This is a genomic window from Paenibacillus sp. LX16 (assembly GCF_036252815.1).
Lineage (GTDB): Bacteria > Bacillota > Bacilli > Paenibacillales > Paenibacillaceae > Paenibacillus > Paenibacillus polymyxa_B.
Window position 1 is genome coordinate 2535344 of the sequence record NZ_CP141152.1, and the last position, 25297, is coordinate 2560640.

Annotated in this window: 12 protein-coding genes and 1 pseudogene; 9 read left to right on the plus strand and 4 right to left on the minus strand. The window is 47.2% G+C overall.

Features of this window, described 5'->3' with window-relative positions; genetic code table 11:
- The first annotated feature begins 38 nt into the window (after window positions 1-38).
- The 4 genes and pseudogenes from T3H97_RS11465 to T3H97_RS11480 form a co-directional block, all read left to right on the plus strand.
- Window positions 39-11252 (plus strand): non-ribosomal peptide synthetase, encoded by an 11214-nt coding sequence (locus T3H97_RS11465; protein ID WP_328802583.1) that lies wholly within the window; start codon window positions 39-41, stop codon window positions 11250-11252.
- A 265-nt stretch (window positions 11253-11517) separates the two neighbouring features.
- Window positions 11518-13419 (plus strand): serine hydrolase domain-containing protein, encoded by a 1902-nt coding sequence (locus tag T3H97_RS11470; protein ID WP_328802584.1) that lies wholly within the window; start codon window positions 11518-11520, stop codon window positions 13417-13419.
- Window positions 13420-13517: 98 nt separating this feature from the next.
- On the plus strand, window positions 13518-16553 hold the full coding sequence (locus tag T3H97_RS11475; protein WP_328802585.1) for an endonuclease: 3036 nt from the start codon (window positions 13518-13520) through the stop codon (window positions 16551-16553).
- Window positions 16554-16875: 322 nt separating this feature from the next.
- Window positions 16876-17003: pseudogene (locus T3H97_RS11480) on the plus strand (GNAT family N-acetyltransferase); the annotation flags it as partial.
- Window positions 17004-17358: 355 nt separating this feature from the next.
- On the opposite strand, the gene T3H97_RS11485 reads toward T3H97_RS11480, so the two are convergent.
- On the minus strand, window positions 17359-17895 hold the full coding sequence (locus tag T3H97_RS11485; RefSeq protein ID WP_025721149.1) for a TetR/AcrR family transcriptional regulator: 537 nt from the start codon (window positions 17893-17895) through the stop codon (window positions 17359-17361).
- Between the two features lie 287 nt (window positions 17896-18182).
- On the opposite strand from T3H97_RS11485, the gene T3H97_RS11490 reads away from it, so the two are divergent.
- Window positions 18183-18974 (plus strand): SDR family NAD(P)-dependent oxidoreductase, encoded by a 792-nt coding sequence (locus tag T3H97_RS11490; RefSeq protein ID WP_025721146.1) that lies wholly within the window; start codon window positions 18183-18185, stop codon window positions 18972-18974.
- Between the two features lie 435 nt (window positions 18975-19409).
- Here the strand turns inward: T3H97_RS11490 and T3H97_RS11495 are convergent, their stop codons facing one another.
- Complete coding sequence (locus tag T3H97_RS11495) at window positions 19410-19763, minus strand: hypothetical protein (protein ID WP_272640611.1); 354 nt, start codon at window positions 19761-19763, stop codon at window positions 19410-19412.
- A 365-nt stretch (window positions 19764-20128) separates the two neighbouring features.
- On the opposite strand from T3H97_RS11495, the gene greA reads away from it, so the two are divergent.
- Window positions 20129-20608 (plus strand): transcription elongation factor GreA, encoded by a 480-nt coding sequence (gene greA, locus T3H97_RS11500; RefSeq protein ID WP_272640612.1) that lies wholly within the window; start codon window positions 20129-20131, stop codon window positions 20606-20608.
- Between the two features lie 132 nt (window positions 20609-20740).
- On the opposite strand, the gene T3H97_RS11505 is transcribed toward greA, so the two are convergent.
- Both T3H97_RS11505 and T3H97_RS11510 read right to left on the minus strand, forming a co-directional pair.
- Window positions 20741-21280 carry a transcription repressor NadR gene (locus tag T3H97_RS11505; protein ID WP_328802586.1) on the minus strand — a complete coding sequence of 180 codons (540 nt, stop codon included), beginning with the start codon at window positions 21278-21280 and terminating at the stop codon, window positions 20741-20743.
- Window positions 21277-22431 carry an IscS subfamily cysteine desulfurase gene (locus T3H97_RS11510; RefSeq protein ID WP_103047506.1) on the minus strand — a complete coding sequence of 385 codons (1155 nt, stop codon included), beginning with the start codon at window positions 22429-22431 and terminating at the stop codon, window positions 21277-21279. The genes T3H97_RS11505 and T3H97_RS11510 overlap by 4 nt, the downstream gene beginning before the upstream one ends.
- 165 nt (window positions 22432-22596) lie before the next feature.
- On the opposite strand from T3H97_RS11510, the gene nadA reads away from it, so the two are divergent.
- The 3 genes from nadA to yidC all read left to right on the plus strand — a co-directional run bounded on the left by nadA (window position 22597) and on the right by yidC (window position 24957).
- Window positions 22597-23703, plus strand: a complete 1107-nt coding sequence (nadA, locus tag T3H97_RS11515; protein ID WP_328802587.1) for a quinolinate synthase NadA — start codon at window positions 22597-22599, stop codon at window positions 23701-23703.
- 125 nt (window positions 23704-23828) lie between these two features.
- Complete coding sequence (locus T3H97_RS11520; protein WP_223830783.1) at window positions 23829-24158, plus strand: hypothetical protein; 330 nt, start codon at window positions 23829-23831, stop codon at window positions 24156-24158.
- Window positions 24124-24957: a membrane protein insertase YidC gene (gene yidC / locus T3H97_RS11525; RefSeq protein ID WP_328802588.1), complete on the plus strand. Its 834-nt coding sequence runs from the start codon at window positions 24124-24126 to the stop codon at window positions 24955-24957. The genes T3H97_RS11520 and yidC overlap by 35 nt, the downstream gene beginning before the upstream one ends.
- The last annotated feature ends 340 nt before the right edge of the window (window positions 24958-25297 follow it).

Below are 25297 nucleotides of genomic sequence, written 5' to 3' on the forward strand. Positions count from 1 at the left end.
ACCGGGGGAACAGGCCCCATGAAGCAGGAGGGATGTCATTGAAAGCCTTATTTGAGAAGGAAAAAAATTACTGGAGTCATAAACTGGAATCAGAGGATCATATCATCTGTCTACCATACACCAACCAGGTGTCCAGAAATACAACTGTAACGTGTTTAAATTCCCATACGTATACGCTCACATTTCCAACTGAAATTTCCCAAAGAATATCATCTATAACAGGTAGCGCTCCATGGGCCGTGTTTATGGTCCTGCTTGCTGGAGTAGAGAGCTTATTGCATAAATACACAGGTGAGGAATATGTGCTGCTGGGCATTCCGGTAGCCAAGTCTGGCAACGGTGCTACAAAGCCGATCAACCATCTGCTTTTATTGAAAAATGCGCTGGATTCCAGCACAACCTTCAAAGCCTTGCTGTCTCAAATCAAAACCTCTGTCGGCGAAGCTATTGAACATCAAAACATTCCTTTTTGGAACTATTCTGAATTACTTGACATTCAACGTAATGAGGATGGAAAGCCTCTTATTCACACCACAGTATCCTTGCAAAATATTCATATTTCTGATTTTTTGAATCACGTACAATCTGAACTAGATTTCCAGTTTCAATGGGAAAATGAAGCGGTCTCCCTGAACGTAAAGTATAGTAGCGACCGTTATAGCGAGACGACGATTGAGCACTTTGTTGAGCAGCTTCTGCGGCTGTACACTATTGTTTTGCAACAGCCAGAGTTGGCGATTTCCACAGCACAAGTGCTGTCAGAGCAAGAAGTAGAGCAGCTGGTTCATACCTTCAACGATACAAATGTGGATTATCCACGTCATGCGTCTATTCATGAATTGTTCGAGAAACAGGCGAAGCAGGCACCACAGCAGGTGGCGGTAGTGTGTGGGCAAGATAGCCTAACCTATGCAAAATTGAATGAAAAGGCCAACCGACTGGCTCATTCTTTACGTAAGCAGGGAATCCGCACCGAGCAGACGGTCGGCATTGTAGCTGAACGCTCGATTGAGATGATTGTCGGTATGCTCGGAATTCTCAAAGCAGGTGGAGCGTATGTACCCATTGATTCTGATTACCCGGATGAGCGTGTACGCTATTTGCTGAAGGATTCCGGTGCGGACATACTGCTCGTGCAGCGAATGGAACATCGGCCCACTGATTTTAAGGGAATGGTGCTTGACCTTAGCGATGCTGCAATTTATGGAACGAATGATGCTGATCGTTACGATCCCATTTTGCCGAATGATCACGGAACGAATACTGGTCCGGGATACGTGGACTGCCTAGATCCGTTCTACTCCATTTCCGCCAGTCCCGAACTTGCTTCTACGACAACCATACAACCAGAAAACATGCAACCCAAAGCTACGCAATCAGAACAAGCAAAACAAATACAGCACGCATATGCAGCTGAAGAACAACCGAAAGCGAGCGCAGCTGGTCGCTTGGCCTATATTATGTACACTTCAGGGACTACAGGCCAGCCCAAAGGGGTTATGGTGGAGCACCGTAATGTCGTGCGTTTGGTGACAAACACAAATTATGCACGCTTGAATGCCGACACGCGCATTTTGCAGACCGGGTCTGTTGTCTTTGACGCGTCCACCTTCGAAATTTGGGGTGCGTTATTGAACGGTGGACAGCTGGTGCTGGTGAGTCAGGATGTTATTTTGGACGCGCCCAAGCTCAAGGAAGTTGTTCGCAATCACGGCATTACCACGATGTGGCTGACCGCACCACTCTTTAATCAGCTATCCCAGCAGGACTTGGAACTATTTGAGGGGATGCGGGAGCTATTGGTTGGTGGTGATGTGCTGTCCGTACCGCATATTAACCGGGTATTGGAGGCCCATCCGAATCTACATATCATTAACGGCTACGGTCCGACGGAAAATACGACCTTTTCCACCACACATGCCATTACCAGGGTTCAATCGGCATCTGTGCCCATTGGTAGCCCGATCCATAACTCGACGGCATATGTCGTGGACGGTTCGATGCAGCTCCAGCCTGTTGGAGCGTGGGGGGAACTGATCGTCGGCGGTGACGGGGTGGCTCGCGGATACCGCAACCGCCCAGACCTGACGACCGAAAAGTTTATTGACAGCCCATTCCGTGGCGGCGAACGCTGCTATCGAACAGGGGACCTGGTGCGTTGGAATGCGGACGGGACGCTGGAATATAAGGGACGGATCGACGCGCAGGTGAAAATTCGAGGCTACCGGATTGAGCTGGGCGAGGTGGAAGCACAGCTGTTGAAGCTGGAGGCAGTCCGAGAAGCTGTTGTAATTGCACATGAAGATGAGCAGAAGCAAAAGCTGCTCTGCGCATATGTGGTCACCCATGCGGAAGTAGCGACAAGTGAGCTGCGTAGTGCTTTGAGCCAGGAGCTACCGGGCTACATGGTACCGTCGTATTTTGTGCAGCTGGAGCAATTGCCACTGACGCCCAATGGCAAGGTGGATCGCCGAGCGTTGCCACAGCCAGATGGAGGTGTAAACTCAGGCGCAGAATATATACCTCCTCAAAATCAATTACAAGCACAACTGGCTAGCATCTGGAAAGATGTGCTGGAGCTTGAGCGCATTGGGATTAAGGATAACTTTTTTGAGGCAGGAGGACATTCCCTGCGGGCGACACATGTCATATCACTCATCTATAAGGAATTGCATAAAAATGTGCAGCTAAAGGATCTGTTCCAGCATCCGACAATTGAACAGCTGGCGCAGGTTATTGAAGCACTAGAGCAAACCACCTATGAATCCATCCCTGTTACGGAGAATAAGCCATTTTATGCGGTCTCTTCGGCTCAAAAACGGATGTATATCCTCAATCAGCTTGATGGAGCGGGAATTAGCTATAACATACCTGGTGCCCTGACTCTGACCGGTTCACTTGATCACAAGGCACTGGAGAACGCGTTCCGCCAGCTTATTGACCGCCATGAAACATTGCGCACAAGTTTTGAGACCATGAACGGTGAACCTGTCCAGCGAGTACATGACGAGGTTCCTTTTCGCATGGAATTGACCTTTGCTCACGGAGCTGCCCCAAAGGAAACGGATGAGCTGGTACGTAACTTTGTTCAGCCGTTCGATCTGGGGCAGGCCCCGTTATTCCGAGTTGGTTTGATTGAAACAGACCCAGAGCATCATATTTTGCTCATGGACATGCATCATATCATTTCGGACGGTACCTCTATAAATGTACTAATTCAGGACTTCATTCATTTATATGCAGGCGACACGCTGCCATCGCTGCGCATTCAGTATAAAGACTACGCCGCTTGGCAACAGAAGCAGCAGCAAAGTGAACGCTACCGGGAACAGGAAAACTACTGGCTCAATACCTTCGCAGGAGAGCTACCTGTGCTTGATCTACCGACTGATTATCCACGCCCAGCGGTGAGAAGCTTTGAAGGAGATGTGCTGGAATTTACGCTTGACCAACGACAAAGCGAAGGCTTAAAAAGCATTGCGGTGCAGACGGAATCGACATTATATATGGTGCTGTTGGCTGCCTATTCGGCTTTGCTTAGCCACTATAGCGGGCAGGAGGATATAATTGTCGGTTCGCCAATTGCAGGGCGGCCCCATGCGGATCTTGGCAGTCTGATCGGGATGTTCGTGAATACACTGGCAATCCGTAATTATCCAGAAGGCGGGAAAACGTTCCGCGATTATGTGTTGGAGGTCAAGGAAAACGCGTTAAAGGCTTTTGAACATCAGGATTATCCGTTTGAAGAGCTGGTGGAGAAGCTGGGCGTGGATCGAGATTTAAGCCGTAATCCGTTATTTGATACCATGTTTGCACTGCAAAACTTAGAGCAAAAAGAGCAACAGCTGGCGGGGCTTCAATTGGCATCCTATCCAAGTGAACAAACGACGGCCAAATTTGATTTGAGTCTGTTCGCAGTGGGGGATGGAGAACAAATTTCCTGTGCTCTTCAATACGGAACTCGGCTGTACAAACGGGAAACCATTGAACGACTGACTGAACATTTGCAGCAGCTTATCAATGCGGTTATAGAACAGCCGGATATCGTTCTTTCGGCTATTGAAATGGTTTCGGCCCAAGAAAAAGAGCTGCTTGTGCAGAGATTCAATGATACGGTAGCAGACTATCCGTATCCACGAGATCAAGCACTGCATGTGCTGTTCGAGGAACAGGTAGCGCAATCACCAGATCGGCTGGCCGTCACCTTTGCGGACATGCACCTTACCTACCGTGAGCTAAATGAACGTGCCAACCGTCTGGCACGCATACTCGCTTCCCATGGGATACGGCGCGGGTGCGAGCCAGAGACACAGCGAGTAGGGATTATGGCTGAACGCTCCATTGAAATGGTCGTCGGTATGCTGGCAATTTTGAAGGTCGGAGGGGCTTATGTTCCCATTGATCCCGATTATCCTGAGGAGCGTATCCGTTATTTACTGGAGGATTCCAGTGCTGGGCTGTTACTGTTACAGCGACGTGAGCAGATGCCTTTTGAACCCGGCATTCCGGTCATCGATTTGAGTGATGAACAACGATGGAATAGCAAATCTGAATGTGACGCTCATACCGATGGAACAATTGCGATTACAACAGGGGGATCTTCCTCGGATCTTGCGTATGTGATCTACACCTCTGGTACGACAGGCAAGCCGAAGGGTGTGATGATTGAGCACCGTAATGTCGTGCGCCTAGTGAAAAATAAAAGCTATGCCACACTTGATGAAAATACACGTATGCTGCAATTGGGCGCAGTTGTGTTCGATGCCTCCACATTTGAAATTTGGGGAACGTTGCTGAACGGGGGACAACTGTATGTGGTAAGTCATGACATTATTCTGGATGCCTCCAAGCTCAAACAGGCAATTGACAAGTATCGTGTTAACACGATGTTCATGACCACGGCTTTATTCAATCAGTATTCGCAGCAAGAAATCGGAGTGTTTGCGTCCTTGAAGGAGTTGCTCGTGGGTGGTGATGTGTTGTCTGTACCACACGTCAATCGTGTGTTGAAGGAGTACCCGCAGCTTCGCCTTGCCAATATTTATGGGCCGACGGAGAACACCACTTTTTCCACCATCTATGACATTACTGAACCGCAAACCCAGGCTATTCCCATTGGACGTCCAATTGATCACTCGACCGCTTATGTGGTCAATCGTTCGTTGAAGCTGCAACCTATCGGAGCCTGGGGAGAGCTGATCGTCGGTGGCGACGGTGTTGGGCGAGGATATCTGAATCGGCCCGAGCTTACGGCGGAAAAATTTATTGAAAGTCCATTCCGGTCTGGAGAATATTGCTATCGTACAGGGGACTTAGTGCGTTGGCGTGCTGATGGTGTACTGGAGTACAAGGGAAGAATGGATGAGCAGGTCAAAATTCGCGGCTACCGCATCGAACTGGGTGAAATTGAAACCCGTTTGTCCACGATTCCAGGTGTGAAGGAATCGGTTGTTACCGTGCGGCAGGACGATCACGGACAAAAACAGCTGTGTGCCTATTTTGCAACAGACAGTGAATTGAGCGCCAGCGACTTACGTAACATTTTGTCGCAGGATCTGCCTGGCTATATGGTGCCGTCCTACTTTGTGCAGCTCTCCAGACTGCCTTTGACGCTGAATGGCAAAGTAGACTGCAGGGCACTGCCCGCACCTGAGCACAATCTCGATACAGGTATGGATTATGTGGCACCCGAGACGGATGTCCAACAGGCACTGGCTACGGCTTGGGGAGCCATTCTTGGTATCCCGAAAGTCGGAATACAGGATAACTTTTTCCATTTGGGTGGTGACTCCATCAAGGCCATCCAAGTATCGTCCCGCTTGTTTCAGGCTGGATACAAGCTGGAAATGAAGGACTTGTTCAAATACCCGACAATTGCGGGATTAAGCACATATATTCAGCCTGTTAACCGAATAGCCGAGCAGGGCGAGGTTACAGGAAATGTAGTGCTTACACCGATTCAGCGCTGGTTTTTTGAACAGCCCACGGGAGAACCACACTATTTTAACCAATCTGTCATGCTCTATCGTCAGGAAGGCTATGACGGAGAGGCACTACGGCGGACGCTCCTTCAGATTACATCGCACCATGATGCATTGCGTATGGTTTTTAGTTTTTCGGAGAACGGATGTACAGCATGGAACCGCAGTGTAGAGGAAGGCGAACCGTACCATCTGGAGTGCTTTGACTATAAAGACAGCGATGTAAACAAGCAAGATTTGGCGAAGATAATTGAAGCGAAATGCAATGAAATTCAATCTGGTATTTCCCTAAGCGAAGGTCCGCTGATGAGACTGGGGCTGTTCCGTTGCCCGGATGGAGATCATCTGCTGGTCGTGATTCATCATTTGGCGGTGGACGGGGTATCCTGGCGCATTTTATTCGAGGATTTGGCGACTGCCTATGATCAAGCCTCCAAGGGTGAACAGGTGATTCAGCTGCCTCATAAAACAGATTCGTTCCAAACGTGGGCCGAGCAGCTGCACGCTTATGCCAACAGTCCAGCTATGGAACGTGAGCGAGCGTATTGGGGGAAACTTGCACAAGCGGAACTGGCTCCTTTGCCGCAGGATTACGGGCATAACGAGCACGAAAAGCCATTGATTGGCGATAGTGAGTCGGTTACTGCTTTGTGGACACATGCAGAGACAGAGCAGCTGCTCAAGCAGGCCAATCGTGCCTACCGTACAGAAATTAATGACCTGTTGTTGACGGCGGTAGGAATGGCATTGCAAGCATGGAGCGGACATGAGCGTTTCCTGATTAATCTGGAGGGACATGGACGTGAAGCCATTTTACCAGAGGTGGACATTACCCGAACGATAGGGTGGTTTACAAGCCAATATCCTGTTTTGCTCGATATGCCGGAAGAACTGGCACTTTCGCAACGGATTAAGCGTGTGAAGGAAGGACTGCGCGGCATCCCGCAAAAAGGGATTGGCTACGGTGTACTGAAATATTTAGCCGACCGTCAGACACAGGCACCGGAGGCATCTCCAGCCATATTTACGACAGATCCCGAAATCAGCTTTAACTATTTGGGACAGTTCGATCAAGATATGAAAGGGAACGACTTGCAATCATCCTCATATGAGGGTGGGATGCCGCTGAGCCCGACCATGGCTCGAACGTATACGCTGGATTTTGGCGGCATTATTTCGGGAGGCCAACTGGGTCTGACAATTAGTTATAGCCGTACCAGCTATAGACCGGAGACGATCGAGCGATTGGCGAAATTGCTGGAATCGAGCCTGCGTGAAATTTTGGCGCATTGCATCCATAAAGAACACCCGGAGCTTACCCCAAGTGACATTTCCTATAAAGGAATGAGTGTGGAGGGCTTGGACAGCCTCTTATCTGAAATGGGTGCGGCAGGTGAGATCGACAATGTATATGCACTGACCCCCATGCAGAAAGGGATGCTGTTTCACAGCCAGCTAGATAGTCAAGCAGCTGCGAATGACGCATATTTTGAGCAGGTATCTTATGATATGCGAGGTCAGATGGACATTCGGGCTTTTGCAGAAAGCCTGAATATTCTGGTTCGACGACATGAGGCACTGCGTACACATTTTTATTTTGGCAGAGATACGGAACCGTTGCAGGTGGTGTATCGAAATCGGGATTGCGGCTTTCAATATGAAGATTTACACCATCTGGATGAGGATGAAATAGATTCCTGGGTGGAAAATTTCAAGCTACAAGATAAAGCACGAGGCTTTGATCTGCGTCGGGATGTCCTGCTGCGTGTAGCGATTTTACGTACCGGAGAAGACAGCTATCATTTTGTATGGAGCTTCCATCATATCGTCATGGACGGCTGGTGTCTGTCCCTTATAAATAAAGAAGTGTTTGAAAGCTATGCAGCACTTCAGGAGGGCAGAGTACCAGAGCTGGCACCGGCAGTGCCGTACAGTCGCTTTATTGAATGGCTGGAAGCGCAGGATCGCAAGGCGGCAACCGACTACTGGAACAGCTATTTATCCGGATATGAGCAACAAACAGCATTACCAGCTGTAAAATCCGGTCGCAAGAGTGGAGGCAACACGGCTAGTGATTGGGTTGCGGTTTTGAAACGTGAGTTGACCCTCCGGGTGGAGGAGACGGCTAAGCGATATCAGGTGACCATGAATACATTATTACAAACTGCATGGGGGATTGTGCTGCAAAAATATAACAACCACAGTGATGTCGTATTTGGCAGTGTCGTCTCAGGTCGTCCATCGGATATTATCGGGGTAGAGGATATTATCGGCTTGTTCATTAATACCATTCCTGTTCGCATTCTTAGTGAGGCAGGGGAATCTTTTGCAGAAGTTATGAAGAAAACGCAGGAGCAGGCGCTGGCTTCTCATGCGTATGATACGTATCCACTGTTTGAGATTCAGGCATTGACCGACCAGAAACAGGATTTAATTAACCATATTATGGTGTTTGAAAATTATCCGGTGGATGAGCAGGTCGAGGAACTGGGAAGTGACGGGCAGGAAACATTCCCGATTTCCAACGTGGTGGCTGCAGAGCAGACTAACTATGATCTGAGCGTAGTCGTTATGCCGGGAGAATGCATCAAGATTCGTTTTATGTATAACGCGTTAAGTTATGATCAAACAGGCATTAAGCGTCTGCATGAACATTTTGTGAATCTGTTGGAGCAAGTTTTGCTTAACCCGCATGTTTGCGTAGAAGAGCTGGAACTGGTTACAGCGGCGGAAAAACAACAAATTACAGGAGAGTTTAATGACACTGCCTCTGCATATCCAAGCAATCACACGATCCAAAAACTGTTTGAGGAGCAGGCAGAGCGTACGCCGGATCATATTGCTGTAGCTTTGGGTCATCAATCATTGACCTATCGGGAGCTCAATGAGACAGCCAATCGATTAGCGCATACGCTGCGTGATGCAGGGGTGAAACCCGATGAACCTGTTGGCATTTTGACGGAGCGCTCGCTGGATATGATTACGGGAACACTCGCTATTTTGAAGGCTGGTGGCGCGTATGTGCCGGTAGACCCTCAATATCCGGAGGACCGTATCCGTTATATGCTGGAGGACTCGGGAGCTAAGCTGCTGCTGGCTCAGCAGGATTTACTGGATCGTTGCTATTTTGACGGGCAGATTGTCAATCTGAATGAGGATACGTCCTACAGTGCAGATGCTTCCAATCTGGGTATAGATGGAGCGGGTAATCATGCTGCTTATGTCATTTATACCTCAGGTTCAACAGGTAAGCCTAAGGGTGTCGTAGTTGAGCATCAAAGTGTCGTGCGTCTTGTCCGCAATACGGATTATGTGCCATTTGATGAATCGACCCGAATGCTGCAGACTTGCGCGTTTGTATTTGATGTATCTACGTTTGAAATTTGGGGCGCGCTGCTGAACGGTGGTCAGCTTGTTCTTGTGCATAAGGATGATCTATTGGACGCGGCCAAGCTTAAAGAGACGATACGGGATCATCGCGTCACCATGATGTGGCTGACCACACCGTTATTTAATCAGCTTTCACAGCAGGATAGTAAACTTTTCGGCGACGTGAAGTATTTGCTGGTTGGTGGTGATGTTTTGTCTGCACCCCATATTAACCGGGTCCTGCGCGATAATCCGGACATGAACATCATTAACGGCTATGGGCCAACGGAAAATACAACCTTTTCGACGACGTATCACATTACGGAAGAACAGCTGGATTCTGTGCCGATCGGACGCCCCATCCGCAATTCGACGGCGTATGTTGTAGATTCGTCATTTAACCTGCAACCGGTCGGAGCTTGGGGTGAGCTGGTTGTCGGCGGAGACGGAGTTGCACGTGGTTATCTGAATCGTCCTGAGCTGACGGCTGAGAGATTTCTTGCTAACCCGTGGAGGGACGGAGATCGCCTGTACTGTACGGGAGACCTTGTTCGCTGGCGTGAAGACGGCATGCTGGAATATGCCGGACGGATTGATCAACAGGTTAAAATTCGCGGTTACCGGATTGAACTGGGCGAGGTGGAGGCGCGGCTGGCAAGTGTACCGTCCGTGCGGGATAGTGTTGTTATTGCTTTGCGGGATGGAGCAGGTCAGCAGCAATTATGTGCTTACTTCACTGCCGATGAACAGCTGACCATCCGTGAGATTCGAGCTGCGATGTCGGCCAGTCTGCCGAGCTATATGATTCCATCCGCATTTGTACAGCTGGATCGGTTTCCGCTGACGACAAACGGCAAAATCGACCGCAAAGCTTTACCTGTGCCGGACAAAGGGCTGCACACGGGTATAGAATATGTCGCACCGCGAACCGATGTGGAGCAGTTGCTGGCATCCATTTGGCAGGAAGTGCTTGAAATTCCACAAGTGGGTATCCATGATGACTTTTTCACGTTGGGTGGGCATTCCTTGAAAGTACTGGAGCTTATACGCAAAGTTCACCTTGCCACAGATATTGAGCTCCCCATCCGTAGTGTTATGGACTTCCCGACTATAGAAGAGCAGGCGCTCACATTATTGAAAGCCGATCTGGAATACAAGGCCGATAGTCCAATCATTCGGTTGAATGAACACGGTCCGATCTCCATCTTCTGCTTTCCTCCTATGCTTGGATACGGGCTGTCGTTCGCGGAGCTGGCGAAACAACTGGATCAGGACGCAGTCGTGTATGGATTGGAGTTCGTGGATGATGCTGCGGATGAGCAGGCCATGCTGGCACGTTACGTTGATTTGATCGTCAGCACGCAAGCGCAAGGTCCGTATGTGCTGCTTGGTTATTCCATAGGTGGTAATCTGGCGCATAAGGTTGCTGACACACTGGAACGTCAAGGTCATACTGTATCCGATATTTTTATGCTCGATTCGGTCAAAAGGGCGGAAGCCCTGCCCTTCACAGTTGAAGAAACAGAGCATGAAATTCATGACATGCTGGAACAGGTTCCCGACTCCTACCGTGAGCTGTTGAATGAAACGTACCAACGTAAAATGATCGCTTACGCGGTATATGGCAACCAGCTTGTGAACACAGAGAGCGTTCAGGCGAATATTCACGGCTTTGTCGCCGTTGGATCGGAAACGGTGAGGGGTACAGGAGATAATCGACTTTTATGGAAAGATGCTACACAAGGTAGCTATGAAGAGCATAGCTTGATTGGCAATCATTATGAACTGCTGGAACCCGGATTTATCGAGGAAAATGTAAAAAGTATCCGTGCCACCATACAAAAGATAACTCGGAACACGGACAAAGACATGACACAAGACTTGGCACAACATAAATCTTGAAAATCTACGGTTGATGATGTAACAAACTGAATCACTAATTTTTAATCTGTAACACATGAATCCTGATCGACAGGTAAGAAGCCTTCTGCTTACGCGACTCGATCAGGATTCGCTTTATTATGTGCACTCCCGCGATGGGAAGTGCGATGATTCCATAGCGCCATGCTGATAGCTCCCATACGGAGTATAAATATCTGCTCGCTATGCAATCACCGCACGGTTCAAATCATTAAATCAACTTCATACGTAAGGATGGTACTTCAATATGAAGAATAAAGGCATTTGCTACCTATCCGCATTTTTAGCAGCGTTGTTTCTCTGGAACCTGCTCATTGCTTCGGCATGGGCAACTGACAGCATAACACCTGATTCATTGGAAAAAACAGTGGACGATATCATGAATACAGAATTGGAAAAATTTCATATTCCGGGGGCGGCGGTCGTCGTGACCCAGGGAAACCAAATTCTTTTTAGTAAAGGCTATGGATATGCAGATCTGGAGCGGAAAGTGGTATTTGATCCAGCGAAGACCATTGTTCGTGTCGGCTCTCTAACCAAATCATTTAGTGCAAGCGCCACGATGCAGCTGGTTGAGCAAAACAAGCTTGATTTGAATGAAGACGTGAACAGCTATCTCCACAGCTATAAAGCTACGCAATACCAAAACCAGCCTTTCAATTTGCATCAGCTTTTGACACATACCTCGGGATTGGATGAAGCGCTGTACAACATTAACAGCTCGACTCGGGCAGGCGTTTTGCCCACAGAGCAGTATCTCAGCACGTATTTTCAAAATCAGCCTCCCATCCGCAAACCTGGAATTCAGTATGATTACAGCAATGTCGCCTACGGTCTGATCGGTAATATCGTGGAGCAAGTAAGCGGTCAGGGACTGAATGATTACCTCCGTACACATCTGTTCCAGCCAATGAATATGCCCAGCGCGACACTGGAATTGCCATTAAATCATCCTGCAATGTCCCAATCGTATCAGTGGAAGGATGGAGCGTATTTGAAACAGCCTTTGTCGTATATCAATCTGCCGGGAGCAGGAGCGTTGAACGTCACACCCAACGAGTTTTCCCATTATCTGATCACTCATTTAAACCAAGGCAAGTATGAGGGCAAAGTGGTGCTCCAGCCACATACGGTAAAAGTGATGCATGCACAGCAATTTGCAGTCGATGCACGCTTGGATGGCGTGGGCTACGGATTTTTTCGCGGTCAATTGGAGACGGGAACACCTATGCTGTGGGCTACCGGGGAAATTGATGATTTTATTTCCGAAATGGTACTGATTCCGTCCCAAAAGATCGGTATTTTTGTGATCATTAATTCGGCTGACACGGACACCCTGCTTCATGGAAAAGTCATCCATGCGATAGCCCAAATGCTGCCCTCAGAGCCGCAGGCCGTTTCGCAGTCACTAGCTCGTTCTTCCACCCAAGTGAAGCTTTCGCCAGAGATTGAGGGCGTATATCAGGTGGATTCTAATCCTGTTCATGGGTGGGGAAAATGGATTCGGATACTGGGAAACATTACATACACCGTGCAAATTCAAGATGATCATACGTTAATTGTTAAAGGAAAATACCCAAATGAGAATGAAGCAACAGACAAAGTTTTTCAAGCAGCAGGCGATGGATTGTTTGTGGAAAAGGGGGGCCAGCTTAAAATTTTGCTGTATCAGGAAAACGGTACGTGGATGATGGTTGCCCCGGATAGTAAGACCATAAAGCAGACGACACTTTGGCACCGTACCTGGACCCTGCTTGTCAGCTACGCTGCCGCCTCCTTATTTTTCATCACAACCTTGCTGATTTGGATCGTAAGATATGTGATCAGAACTATCCGTAAAACGAATAATCACATTTCGTCCAACCTTGCATTCATTGCGTCACTAAATACGATTTTTCTCGGGGTGCAGGTCATCTATGGTAACAATCAGATCGTGTATGGCTATTCCGCGTGGTATATCTGGGGAATTTGCACGCTGCCGCTCATTTCAGCACTCATTGCCGTGTGGGTGTTAATCGTGAATGGCGCAAAGCTGATTACAGGGGAAAGAAGAACCCGGGCTGCCGGGAAAATCCTATTTGCGGTACTCACATTGCTGCATACGGTGTATCTTTTTTATTGGAATTTCCTTCCTATTCATTATTCCTAAAGATTTACAAAACAATGCATATTCGAACATAAATGAATGCTAAAATTTGTATCTGATGCCCCCCAGAGGGCTTTAAACCAACAAACAGGAGGAAAAGAATGGGAATCTTTCGTCGTTTTACATCCCGTAGCTTCAAATACGCAACTGCTATGGTTTTCACTTTATCGTTGTATGCTGGTGTTGCCGGCAGCATGCAACCGGCACGGGCAGAAGGTCCGGCGGACCCAGCCCCCTTCATTGCAGCGAAAGTGGTCAATGACAACGCTGGTAAAAAAGTGCTGTTTGATAATACACATGGACAGACAGCTGGCGCAGCAGATTGGGTGATTGATGGTGGATTTTCAGACTTCGGCCAAGCCCTTGCGAGCAATGGCTATGATGTACACGAGCTTCGCCAATCCACGCCTATTACTTACAATGATCTAAAGAATTATGATGTATTTGTTACGGCAGAGCCGAATATTCCTTTTAAACAGAGCGAACAGGCTGCAATGGAGCAGTATGTTAAAGCAGGCAATAGTATTTTTTTCATTGGAGATCATTATAATGCGGACCGCAACAAGAATCGCTGGGATGGATCGGAGAGCATTAATGGCTACCGTCGTGGTGCATGGGAAGACCCTGCGAAGGGAATGAGTGCGGAAGAAAAAAGCTCGGCAGCGATGCAGGGCGTAGTCAGCTCAGATTGGCTGGGCAGCCAGTTTGGTGTGCGCTTTCGCTACAATGCATTAGGCGATATCACGGCCAATCAGATTGTCGAGCCAGCGCAGGCGTTCGGCATTACAGCTGGAGTGAGCAATGTGGCAATGCATGCAGGATCAACACTTGCAATTATCGACCCAGCGAAAGCCAAGGGAATCGTATATCTTCCTAAAACCAATCAGGCTTGGGGCAACGCGGTAGATCAGGGCGTTTATAACGGAGGCGGCATTCCGGAAGGACCTTATGCAGCTGTATCGAAAGTAGGACTAGGCAAAGCTGCTTTCATTGGGGACTCGTCTCCTGTCGAAGATGCAACGCCAAAATATTTGCGCGAAGAGACAGGAACCAAGAAGACAACGTATGACGGCTTTAAGGAACAGGATGATGCCGTGTTACTGGTCAATATCGTAGACTGGTTGTCCAAGAAGGAAGAGTATACCAGCCTGACAGAAGTGAAAAGCTTACAGCTGGATCAGCCGACGGCATTACTGCCCTTTGAAGAGCCACAGACTTCCACGGAACCACAAGCCGAGCCTTGGTCGGCTCCCGCAGCCGGCTACAAATGGTGGGATCAGCGAACATTCAAAGCAGGGTCCTATGGCGGATCTACAGCCAGTGCGCAACCAGTGTACAGCATCGTTCGTCAAGAGCAGCTGCCCAATGCACAGCCTTTTCAAATTCGGGTTACTGCCGACCAACTGGCTCCTAACAGCACGATTAGCGGATTCAGCACAGGTATTTATGTAGCGGGCGGCAATCAAGTAGCCCAAATTCAAAATCCGGATGGAAGCTGGCCAACCTCTTACGGCTATAGCGGAACATTTAGCCTGGAGTCCAACGGCAAAGGTCATGCCTATAAGGACTTGACGGTGCGGATCAAGCCGGGAACCAGTGGTTCCGCTAATCTTAGACTGAGGCAAAACGGCAGCAATCTGCTGACCCAATCCGTCGTGCTGGCTGATGTCCCGGCCCAGCCGTTGCCTGAGGAAGGCAATACGGTTCCAGCTCGTATCAGTGTCGCAGAAGCACGGAGTCTCCCGGCTGGCAAAGTCGTGACCTTAGAGGGTGTTGTGACGACAGAACCAGGTGCATTCGGTGGTCAAGCCTTTTACATGCAGGATGAAAGTGGCGGTATTTATGTATATCAGAACCAAAGCGGCTTTCACCAAGGGGATCGAGTAAAGCTTACAGCAAGCTTGGCACTGTATAATAGTGAGCTAGAGTTAACCGATCCAGTGGCAATTGAAAAAACGGGAGAAGGACAACTTCCGGAAGCTGTACAAGTCATCGAACTCAGTGATGCGAACCAAGGACAGTTGGTTGAGCTTCCTACGGCAATGATTCGTAATGTGATAGACGCGACTCCCGCAGGTTCGTTTGAATTTGATGCAGTATCTGGTGAAGTAAGTCACCATGTGCGCGTCGATGCACGTACAGGCTTAACACGGACATCTTTTCCATATCAAGAAGGACAGCAAGTGAAGCTGAAGGGAATTTCGGCGATTTTCAAAGGGAATTATCAGTTAAAACCGCGTGGACTGGATGATTTTTCAGCTCAGGCAGGCGCAGCTTTGCAGGAAGTAGAGCTTTCACTGGATCAAACGACCCTCAACATTGGGGATACGGCAGCGACACATCTCAAGGGTACGCTGACAGATGGCAGCGAAGCTGATTTAAGCCGCGCTTCTGTTCAGTATATCAGCAGTCATGAATCCGTTTCGCTGGATACGTATGGAGAACTTAAGGCCCTCAAAGAGGGGAGCGCGGAGATTACAGCCAGCGTCACCTTGGACGGTCAAACAGTGGTATCCAATCCTGTAACCGTTAGAGTCGAAAAGACTGCTGTAGGTGATGTGCCGGGAAAACCTGTGCTGTCGCATGATAACGGGCAGGACACCGGGCTGAAGGATGGCAACTACAACATCACCATGAATCTGTGGTGGGGTATGAATGGTGATGAGCTCAAGTTGTATGAAAACGACAAGCTGATTGGCACCCAATCGTTGCAAGCCGCATCCCCTGGAGCACAGCATGCAGTCATTCCTGTTACACGCAAGACCAATGGTACCTACAAGTATACTGCAGAACTGATCAACGCTTCTGGTAAAACGACCAGCGACCCGTTAACTGTCGAAGTGACCGATGCTTCCCCTGGCATTCCAGTGCTGTCTCATGACAATTGGGACGGTGACGGCACCTACACCCTTACAATGAACATGTGGTGGGGCACAAATGCGACAAAATACAACTTATATGAAAATGGAGAACTGATCGACGCCCAGGATCTGCCAAGCAAAAGCCCGCAGGCCCAAAGCGCAGTCACTAACATCCAAAATCAAAAGCCGGGTACATATGAGTATCGGGCCGAGTTAGTCAATGCTTCAGGAGAAGTTTCTAGTCAAACGATAAGTGTAGAAGTAAAGGGCCATTAAGTAGAAATGATGGGCCGTTAAAAAGTAAGAGCATCTATTGACTGTCCGAAGAAAATAAAGTTCTAGACTGAAAAATAGAGTGTTAGACTCGGAAAATAAAGTTTTAGACTGAGAAAATAAAGTATTAGACTGCCCGCGCTTCATTAAGCTAACAGACAGGTTAGTTTAATAAATTCTACTTTATTAAGGTAAGTGTACAGATGTATAATAATGTAATTAGATAATGTAGAGGACTAATAATAATGAGGACTATTGCTGCAACTGATTCGCACTATGAATATATTAAAGAACATGACCATCATATCTTAGAAAACTTAATCTTTTGGTTATGACCTCCACATTAGCGAATGAAGGAGCTCAGCTTTATATAGGAAATTAGGTTATCGAGATTCAGGGTGCTTAATACTTGAAGATGAGCCTTTGGAAATCTTGCTTACTAAGAGCCTATAATTACATTAGTAGATATCGATTACGCTAGCGGGAAACATAGCACAATAACCAGGGAGCGGATTGCCAACGCGGCAGCTGCTCCCTGGTTTCGTTGAAGTAACGGGCAGTTTAACGCACACAAGTCCATGTTTTACTACGTCTATACATGGAATCCTTTTTGCATTGGGGAGATAACAAAAAGTAGAATATTTACTTGTGAACTTCATCGGCGTATAGTGCAACGGTTACTAAAAAACCAACCCCCGAAACCAAAACAGTTCCGGAGGTGATTGCTTTACTTATTTCTCCCTTTTTAAATAGCCTTCCGTTGTCCACTTGCCTTTGGAAGCACAAAGTTTTCCAGAGGTCTGCTGACCTACACCTTAATGGCTTTCCAACACGCATCCAATGTCTGCCGAATCTGCTCCTCGCCAAAAGGATATTTTCCTCCCAAATATCCCCTTATCGAAGTAGCAACCATGCCTTTGATGAGATGACAGCAAAACATTGGATCCATTTCGCTGACGATGCCCTGCCTCTGACCTTCTTCAATAATTCCAAAAATCTCAATCATCGCAGGATTCATCATATTTCTCACTTCTTCGTAGATGTAAGGAGAATCGCTGTATCCTTCCAGAAACAGGATTTCTTTGGGAAAGCTCAGCCCGTAATCCACCATGCGTCTCAGAATGCCCTTGGATCGTTCATAGATAGTAAGATTAGGATCATAGCCGGTCATGATCACCTCTCCCATGTGGATGAGTACACTTTTATAAAGCTCACTAACCAGCTCTTCTTTGTTATTAAAATAATTATAGAAGGTGCTGGAGCCGACATTGGCTCGTTTGAAGATTTTCGGAAAAGTAACGGACTGTATGCCCTCTTCAATGATCAAGTCCAGCGTTGCAACCATAATATCTTCTCGCTTACCCGTGTTTACCCCTCCCTTTACGGAAAATAATTTCTAGTTGATTATAGTTTTGTGACATCACAATGTCAATATTGGAATTATAGTTCCGTCAAATTTAGTAATAATTCAGTAATTTTTATTGTATTAAAAGAAAAACCACATAAAATAGAATGGTAATTCTAAAATTATTGACAACTACATCTTCAACCCTTATTGTGATATTAGAAAATATTTTCCACAACCAATTCGCAATGTTCATACAACTATTTATAAATCAGGAGGTCATATCAATGGTCAATTATAAAGGCAAAGTCGCACTTGTTACAGGTGCTTCATCCGGCATAGGAGAGGCATACGCGAAGGATCTCGCCGCAAGAGGCAGCCATGTCATTGTGGTTGCACGCTCGAAGGATAAACTGGAGGTTCTCGCAAAGGATTTGAAAGCTGCCTATGGAGTAAACACCTATGCTTTGGTCAGTGATCTCTCTAAGCCCGGGGCTGCTGGAGAACTGGCAGAACAAGTTAAGGCGCTTGGCCTGAAGGTGAACATTTTGATTAACAATGCAGGGTTCGGCACGCACGGTCGGTTTGAAGAAATCCCCATGGATCGTTACCGAGAAATGGTTAATCTGAATATCACCTCACTCATGGATATGACTGCTCAGTTTTTACCCTACATGCAACAGCAGAAGGATGGCATCATTGTTAATGTTTCTTCTTTTTTGGCTTTTTATCCATTCCCTTATATGGGGGCTTACGCCGCTACCAAGGCGTTTGTGCTATCCTTCTCGGAATCGCTCTGGGCTGAGAACCGGCACTTGGGGATTCGTGTTCTGGCGCTGTGTCCGGGAGCGACCAAAACAGGATTTTTCGATGTGGTCGGTACTACGGATATGCCGGGAGGCGTTACGGGTACTCCTCAGTCCGTTGTAAGGACCGCCTTTCGTGGACTTGAGAAGAATCGCAGCTATGTGGTAGACGGTATCGGCAATTACTGGATTGCCAACAGCGCCCGCTTTGTCACACGTAAATTTATGGCTGCCTTCTCTGAGCGTCTTGGACGCCCTGCATCGAAGAATTAAAAACCGGTATTCTTGGAGAATCATTTTTCGTATATGGAATATTGAACTAACAGAAAACGTTAGTTGAATGACAGCAGCGGTAGTCTAAGACTTTATTTATTAAGTCTTGGTCTACCGCTGCTTCCTCTAATGGATCAGTCTAAAACTTATTTGTCATGATCTGACGATTCTTCAAATCAAAAACTCCATTAAATCAATGGTCTCAGTCTAATACTTTATTTTCACCGAACATTGACCTCGTGAGAGTCTATAGATGCTTTTTTATTTTTTTACGAAGCGGGAATTATCATTTATGATTGGGTTGGCGAAGCGGAAAGTCCCTCTATATCTGAGGAGCCATAGAAGAACATGGCAACTAGAATCACAATAATGACAACCTCTGCAAAATATTCTCCATCAAACTCACTCACCGCATAAGTCTCCTTTCGCCACTTGTTAATTATTTATTTTCTGTGAAAAGGCTTGTATCACCTGGTCCAGTGTCATATTCCCGTTATCATTTAAAAATTTCACCATATTATCGACATTGGATGGAGTGGATGCTAGTGTTTTGTATTTTCCTGTGAGTCCTAAAAACAATGTTGCTTGTCTGTATAAAGTCACGGAATCGACGTTTAGTTTTCCTGTTAGTAGGAGGGCTGCCACAAGGACCTCCACATTTTTTCCTTGAAGCGCGGAAAAGATAGCCGAATTACTGTTTAATCCATTTTTCTTTTGACCGTTAGGTGGGGATTTGGATTTACGATTCCCGTTCCCATTACCATTACCATTCTTTCCTAAGGAAGCCATTGAATCTTCCTCCCGCCATATACTGTTCTTGCCTGGTTTTTATGAAAATTCGGGACAAGGACAGCGGCACTACAGTGCTCATCAAAATACGTTATGATCATACGATATGCGAATAAGAGAGCATTGGTTACTATAAGAATCACCCTGGCTGAAGGCAGTTGGCTACTGTTATCCAGTAATTTATTTCGCATGTTGGTCCGATTTAGAGTAAACTACAATAAAGCAAGCCAAATGAGCAATTGCATAAATCCCAGAGCGTTTTCAATCAGCAATGTTTAGACTGAAACGGTTTAGTTCGTTTATTGTATTTTTGAGCGTTGAATTGGAATTAAGCAAAATGCTGAAATAGGAGTTGTAGATAAAATATGTCGAATGAAGAAGTATTGTTAACTAAAGAGGGATTGGTCAAGCTGGAGGATGAGCTCAAGGAACTGAAGACGGTAAAACGCAAGGAGCTAGCCGAACGCCTTAAGTTGGCTATCAGCTACGGCGATTTGAAAGAAAATAGTGAGTATCACTCAGCCAAGGACGACCAAGCGTTTATGGAAACCCGCATTCTCATATTGGAGAAGATGCTGACCAAAGCCCGGGTCGTGGACGAGAGTAATTTAGACCTTAGAACCGTTAGTATCGGATCGACTGTCATTCTGAATGACATCGAATTTTCGGAGAAGATGGAATACAAAATTGTAAGTCCTGCTGAGGCGGATGTTCTTGATAACAAAATTTCCTATGAGAGTCCTTTAGGCAAGGCACTTTTGGGAAAAGAAGTGGGCAGTATCATTCATGTGGATGCACCCATGGCTGTAATTAAATATGAGCTGCTTGAAATTAAGCTCACATAGTTCATTCCCGATTCCCTTATATGAGGGGGCCGGGATTTTTTATTTCTCTCTGCTTACATACCGTCCATGTGGAGCACAGTTGCACTCCACATGGACTGGACAGGATTTTCTTTACTCCGCTAGCGCACTAAGTTAGTCCGTCATTAGGAAGCCTGCTTGCTCCAATGCAGCGCAGGCATCATTAATTTTATCTTCATCCGAGGCATTCAAGGTGTGCAGGTGGATGCCTCCCGTCAGCTGGGACAAATAAGTGGCCTGGGTGGAGCTGATTTTACGGATAAAATCGTCCACTTCCTTGCGAGTTCCAACCCGTATCGGAGCAGTCAGATCCCCGTATACCGGGTGCTCAACAATAACATCCTGCACACTTACACCGTAGTCCACAATCAGCTTTAGTTCCTCTTCTGTCTGTTCAGGTCGATGTTTACACACAATAATACGTGAGGCTAAGGGAGTTGTCTGACTCGCAGGCTCCATATAAATGTATCCTTGACTTGTTGCAAGGATAGGCTCTTGGCTTGCTTTTAACAGGGAAATATCCTGTACAATTACTTGTCGGGAGACGGAGGATCTGCGCGCCAGTTCGCTCCCGGTCAGTGGTGATTCGCTCTTGAGCCACAATAGTAGCTGTTCGCGGCGATCCGTACCTGACCGTTTTAAAGATTCAGTCAACGGGATAAGCTCCTTTCTTTTCGATGCGTCAGGTCTGTCAAAATATCTACCAATACATTCAATTCCTCGATGGTGGTCGTTCTTCCGAAAGAAACACGGATAAATTGTAACGCTTCACGGCCGGATGCTCCAAGCGCCTGTAAGGCAGGCGAAGGATCGTGGTGTCCGGCAGCACATGCGCTTCCAGTTGATATACAGACACCTCTGCGATTACATTCCAGCATAACATATTGTCCCTCGTAACCGTGAAAAAAACATCCTACGATATGATGAAGCACTGCTTTATTCTCGCTTTCCTGTACGGCCCAACGTAACGGAATGGATCTTTCCTGGATTTTCGTAATAAAGTGTCTTCTCAGGGTAGTATATCGCTCCTGATGCGACTCCATCTGTTCGGTCATCATTTCTGCCGCCGCGACAAAGGCTGCAATCCCGGGAACATTAACCGTTCCAGGACGAAATCCGTTTTCATGTAGTGTATCAGGGTACACGGGACGCCACGGGGTTCCGGGTTTGAGGTATGCAGCACCGACACCTTTGGGGCCATACACTTTATGGCTCGATACAGAGAGTGCATCTACTCCCATGGCTTCAACATCTACGAGAATATTTCCAAATGTCTGTACCGCATCACTGTGCAGCAAAATACCCCGTTCGCGTAGCAGGGGAGATAAGGCAGCAAGGTCCTGAACCAGTCCCGTTTCCGAATTAGCGTGTTGTACGGAGACAAGTCCGGTGTCTTCTCTCAGGTGAGGTAAAAGAGCTTCGCGAGTCATTCGTCCTTCCCGATCCGGTTGCACAATGGTCAGTTCATAGCCCTGACGTTCCAGCAAAGTAGCAAGGTTGTACATCGAGTGATGTTCCAAAGCGCTCATGATCCAATGCTTTTTATGCTGCGGCAACCCGTTCAGGATCGATTGCACAACCAACATATTGGATTCTGTTCCCCCTGTTGTAAAATAGATGCCTTCCTTTTGCCCGCCAATCATATTTGCTATTCGTTGCCTGCTGTAATCTAGCGTGTAGGCTGCTTGACCGCCCGCATCATGGAGGCTGCTGGCATTTCCGAACATTTCCTTATTTAATACGTTATACATATTTAAAGCTTCGCCACACATAGGTGTGGAAGCGGCATAGTCCAGATAAATCACACCAAATCCTCCCTGCTTAAAATAATTCCATTCAAAAACTCTTGAGATTATTGTAGGCATGTGTAAATATAAGTGTCAAGACACTTGTAAACATGTATGTACACAAAGCGGTTATCTGTTCGTGAGAGCGGGAACGATCAGCCGCATCGATATGGAGGGATTCTAATGTCTATGCTTGACGTTTTACAAGGAAACCGAGGGCTTATGCCAGAGCATTATAAGACACTGACAGTTGCTGACATGGAGCAGCGAGTGGTCGAGCTGAAACAAAAATGGGGACCCAAGCTGCTCATACCGGGCCACCACTATCAGAAGGACGAGGTTATTCAGTTTGCTGATATAACAGGAGATTCTCTACAGCTTGCTCAAATGGCTGCACAAAATCAGGAAGCAGAGTTTATTGTATTTTGTGGGGTACATTTTATGGCGGAGACAGCGGATATGCTGACTACTGATCGACAGACTGTTGTCCTGCCGGATATGCGTGCAGGCTGCTCGATGGCAGATATGGCGAATGTGGAGCAGACAGAACGAGCATGGAAGCATTTACAGGAGTTGGTAGGAGATACGATCATTCCGTTAACGTATGTAAATTCCACAGCAGAGATCAAAGCCTTTGTAGGACGGCATGGCGGGGCTACCGTGACTTCTTCGAATGCTAAGCAAGTGCTGGAGTGGGCGCTGAAGCAAAAGGAACGTATTTTGTTTTTGCCGGATCAGCATTTAGGTCGCAATACAGCTTACGATCTTGGAATTCCGCTAAATGAAATGGCCGTGTGGAATCCAATGACAGATCAGCTTGAGGCTGAACAGGACCCGGCAACTGTAAAAATTATTTTATGGAAAGGACATTGCTCTGTTCATGAAAAATTTACAGTAGATCATATTCGCAACGTCCGCGAGCGTGATAAGAACATCCGGGTCATCGTTCACCCCGAATGTTCTTATGAAGTCGTACAGCTCGCAGATTGCGCAGGCTCCACAAAATTCATCATCGATACCATTCGCGCAGCAGAGCCGGGAACCCAGTGGGCTGTTGGCACAGAAATGAATCTCGTGCAACGAATCAAGCAGCAGTACCCTGAACAGCAGATTGAATCGCTCAATCCCGATATGTGTCCCTGCCTGACCATGAACCGGATCGATCTTCCCCATTTGCTGTGGGCAATGGAGCAGTTTGATCGGGGTGAGCCTGTGGGTGTGATTCGTGTGGATGCTCAGATCAGACAGGATGCTGTACTGGCATTGAATCGTATGCTTGCTATCCGTTAACCTTTTGCTGTTCCAGCGAGAATGCTGCTTGAAATCTTTGGTTTGTGATCCAACCTGTATCTCTAATTAAAGATTAGTCTCTTGTCTAGTTTTCGTGCTATAATTGTGGCAACAAACCGAAGGAGGTGAATCCCTTGTTTGAGCTTCAGGACCTACTCCCTTATTTATTTACAATCGGCTTGCTGTGCACAGTGACTTATACGTATCTCGCTCATTTGCACGGCAATGTACCCGAATGCTGGGTAGAAGGCGGGCCCGTGCGGTCTCATGCTTCTCCACAGATGCCAATGTCTGCCCGTGGACAGGACATGCCTGTCCGGCTGGCCCGACATATCCGGCGTAAGGAAGCGCCGGATGAAGATGCATCCGATTGTTCTCCCTCGTTGAACGATGGCACAGCCAATCAACGAGGAGGAACATATGAAACGATTCAAGGGATTCACCTTTTGGGGTAAAAAAGAACGGATATTTGGATTAATGGTAGTATTGGCGGTGGTCATGCTGCTGTCTGGTTGTGGTGCGAATGCTGCGGAGATAAATGCACAGACACCCGGATTTTTTAATCATTACGTGGTGTTCCCGCTTTCTTGGCTTATTCAGCAATTGGCGCAATGGTTTGGTGGAAGCTTTGGGCTGGCGATTATGTCTTTGACATTCATTGTCCGCCTGTCCTTACTCCCGCTTATGATGCGTCAAACGCGTGCCCAGCAGGGGATGAAACGTAAGATGAGCGCCATGCAGCCCGACTTGGACCGAATTAAGAAGAAGTATGAAAACAAGAAAGATACCACCAGCCAGCAGAGTATGCAGCAGGAAATGATGTCACTTTACAAAGAGCATCAATTCAATCCGCTTAATATCGGTTGTCTGCCTATTCTCATTCAGCTCCCGATCTTGAGCGGTATGTACACTGCAATCCGCTTAACCCCGGAGCTGGCGTCTCACTCCTTCCTATGGTTCCGGCTCGGACAGCCGGACTGGATTTTGGCAATCGTCGTAGCAGTTGTATACTTGGCACAGGCCAAGCTTTCTCAGCTTCAGATGACGCCTGACCAGCGCAAGCAATTTGCGATCATGGGCTATCTTTCACCGATTATGATGGCGGTCTTTTCCTTCAATGCCCCTGCTGCCATGCCATTATATTGGACAGTAAGCGGCACCTTTTTACTGCTTCAGTCTCTGTGGTTCCGCAGACGCTATCCAATAGAGGAAGCAGAGAGTAAGGTTAAACTTGGAAAAGTCACACCAACCTAATAGAAGATGATGTTTGTTTAACTTGGGAATTGCACTTGTAGTATGCCACGTGTAATCATAGGATGTCATTCGAGCCGTTTATAAGGCTTAGATGGCGTCCTTTTTTGTTGCTTTTTCGCTACCTTCCGCTTGCGATGTTGTAGTCAATATGAAATCTTTAATCAAATAAGGGAGGAACGATGCTATTGCATGAGAAGCATGCAAAAAGCACCAGGCTATATACAAAAGCTGAATTGGACAGAAAATGAATTTTCCCAAGGTTTGACTTACATACAATTAAGAAAAGATAATAAACCAGTAGGATAGGATTCATTGAATATGCGCTGGGTGAACAAGCATG

Coding starts and splice junctions, on each gene's coding strand:
- T3H97_RS11470 (WP_328802584.1), top strand. CDS start 11,518: ATGAAGAATAAAGGCATTTGCTACCTATCCGCATTTTTAGCAGCGTTG.
- T3H97_RS11475 (WP_328802585.1), top strand. CDS start 13,518: ATGGGAATCTTTCGTCGTTTTACATCCCGTAGCTTCAAATACGCAACT.
- T3H97_RS11485 (WP_025721149.1), bottom strand. CDS start 17,895: ATGGTTGCAACGCTGGACTTGATCATTGAAGAGGGCATACAGTCCGTT.
- T3H97_RS11490 (WP_025721146.1), top strand. CDS start 18,183: ATGGTCAATTATAAAGGCAAAGTCGCACTTGTTACAGGTGCTTCATCC.
- T3H97_RS11495 (WP_272640611.1), bottom strand. CDS start 19,763: ATGGCTTCCTTAGGAAAGAATGGTAATGGTAATGGGAACGGGAATCGT.
- greA (WP_272640612.1), top strand. CDS start 20,129: ATGTCGAATGAAGAAGTATTGTTAACTAAAGAGGGATTGGTCAAGCTG.
- nadA (WP_328802587.1), top strand. CDS start 22,597: ATGTCTATGCTTGACGTTTTACAAGGAAACCGAGGGCTTATGCCAGAG.
- yidC (WP_328802588.1), top strand. CDS start 24,124: ATGAAACGATTCAAGGGATTCACCTTTTGGGGTAAAAAAGAACGGATA.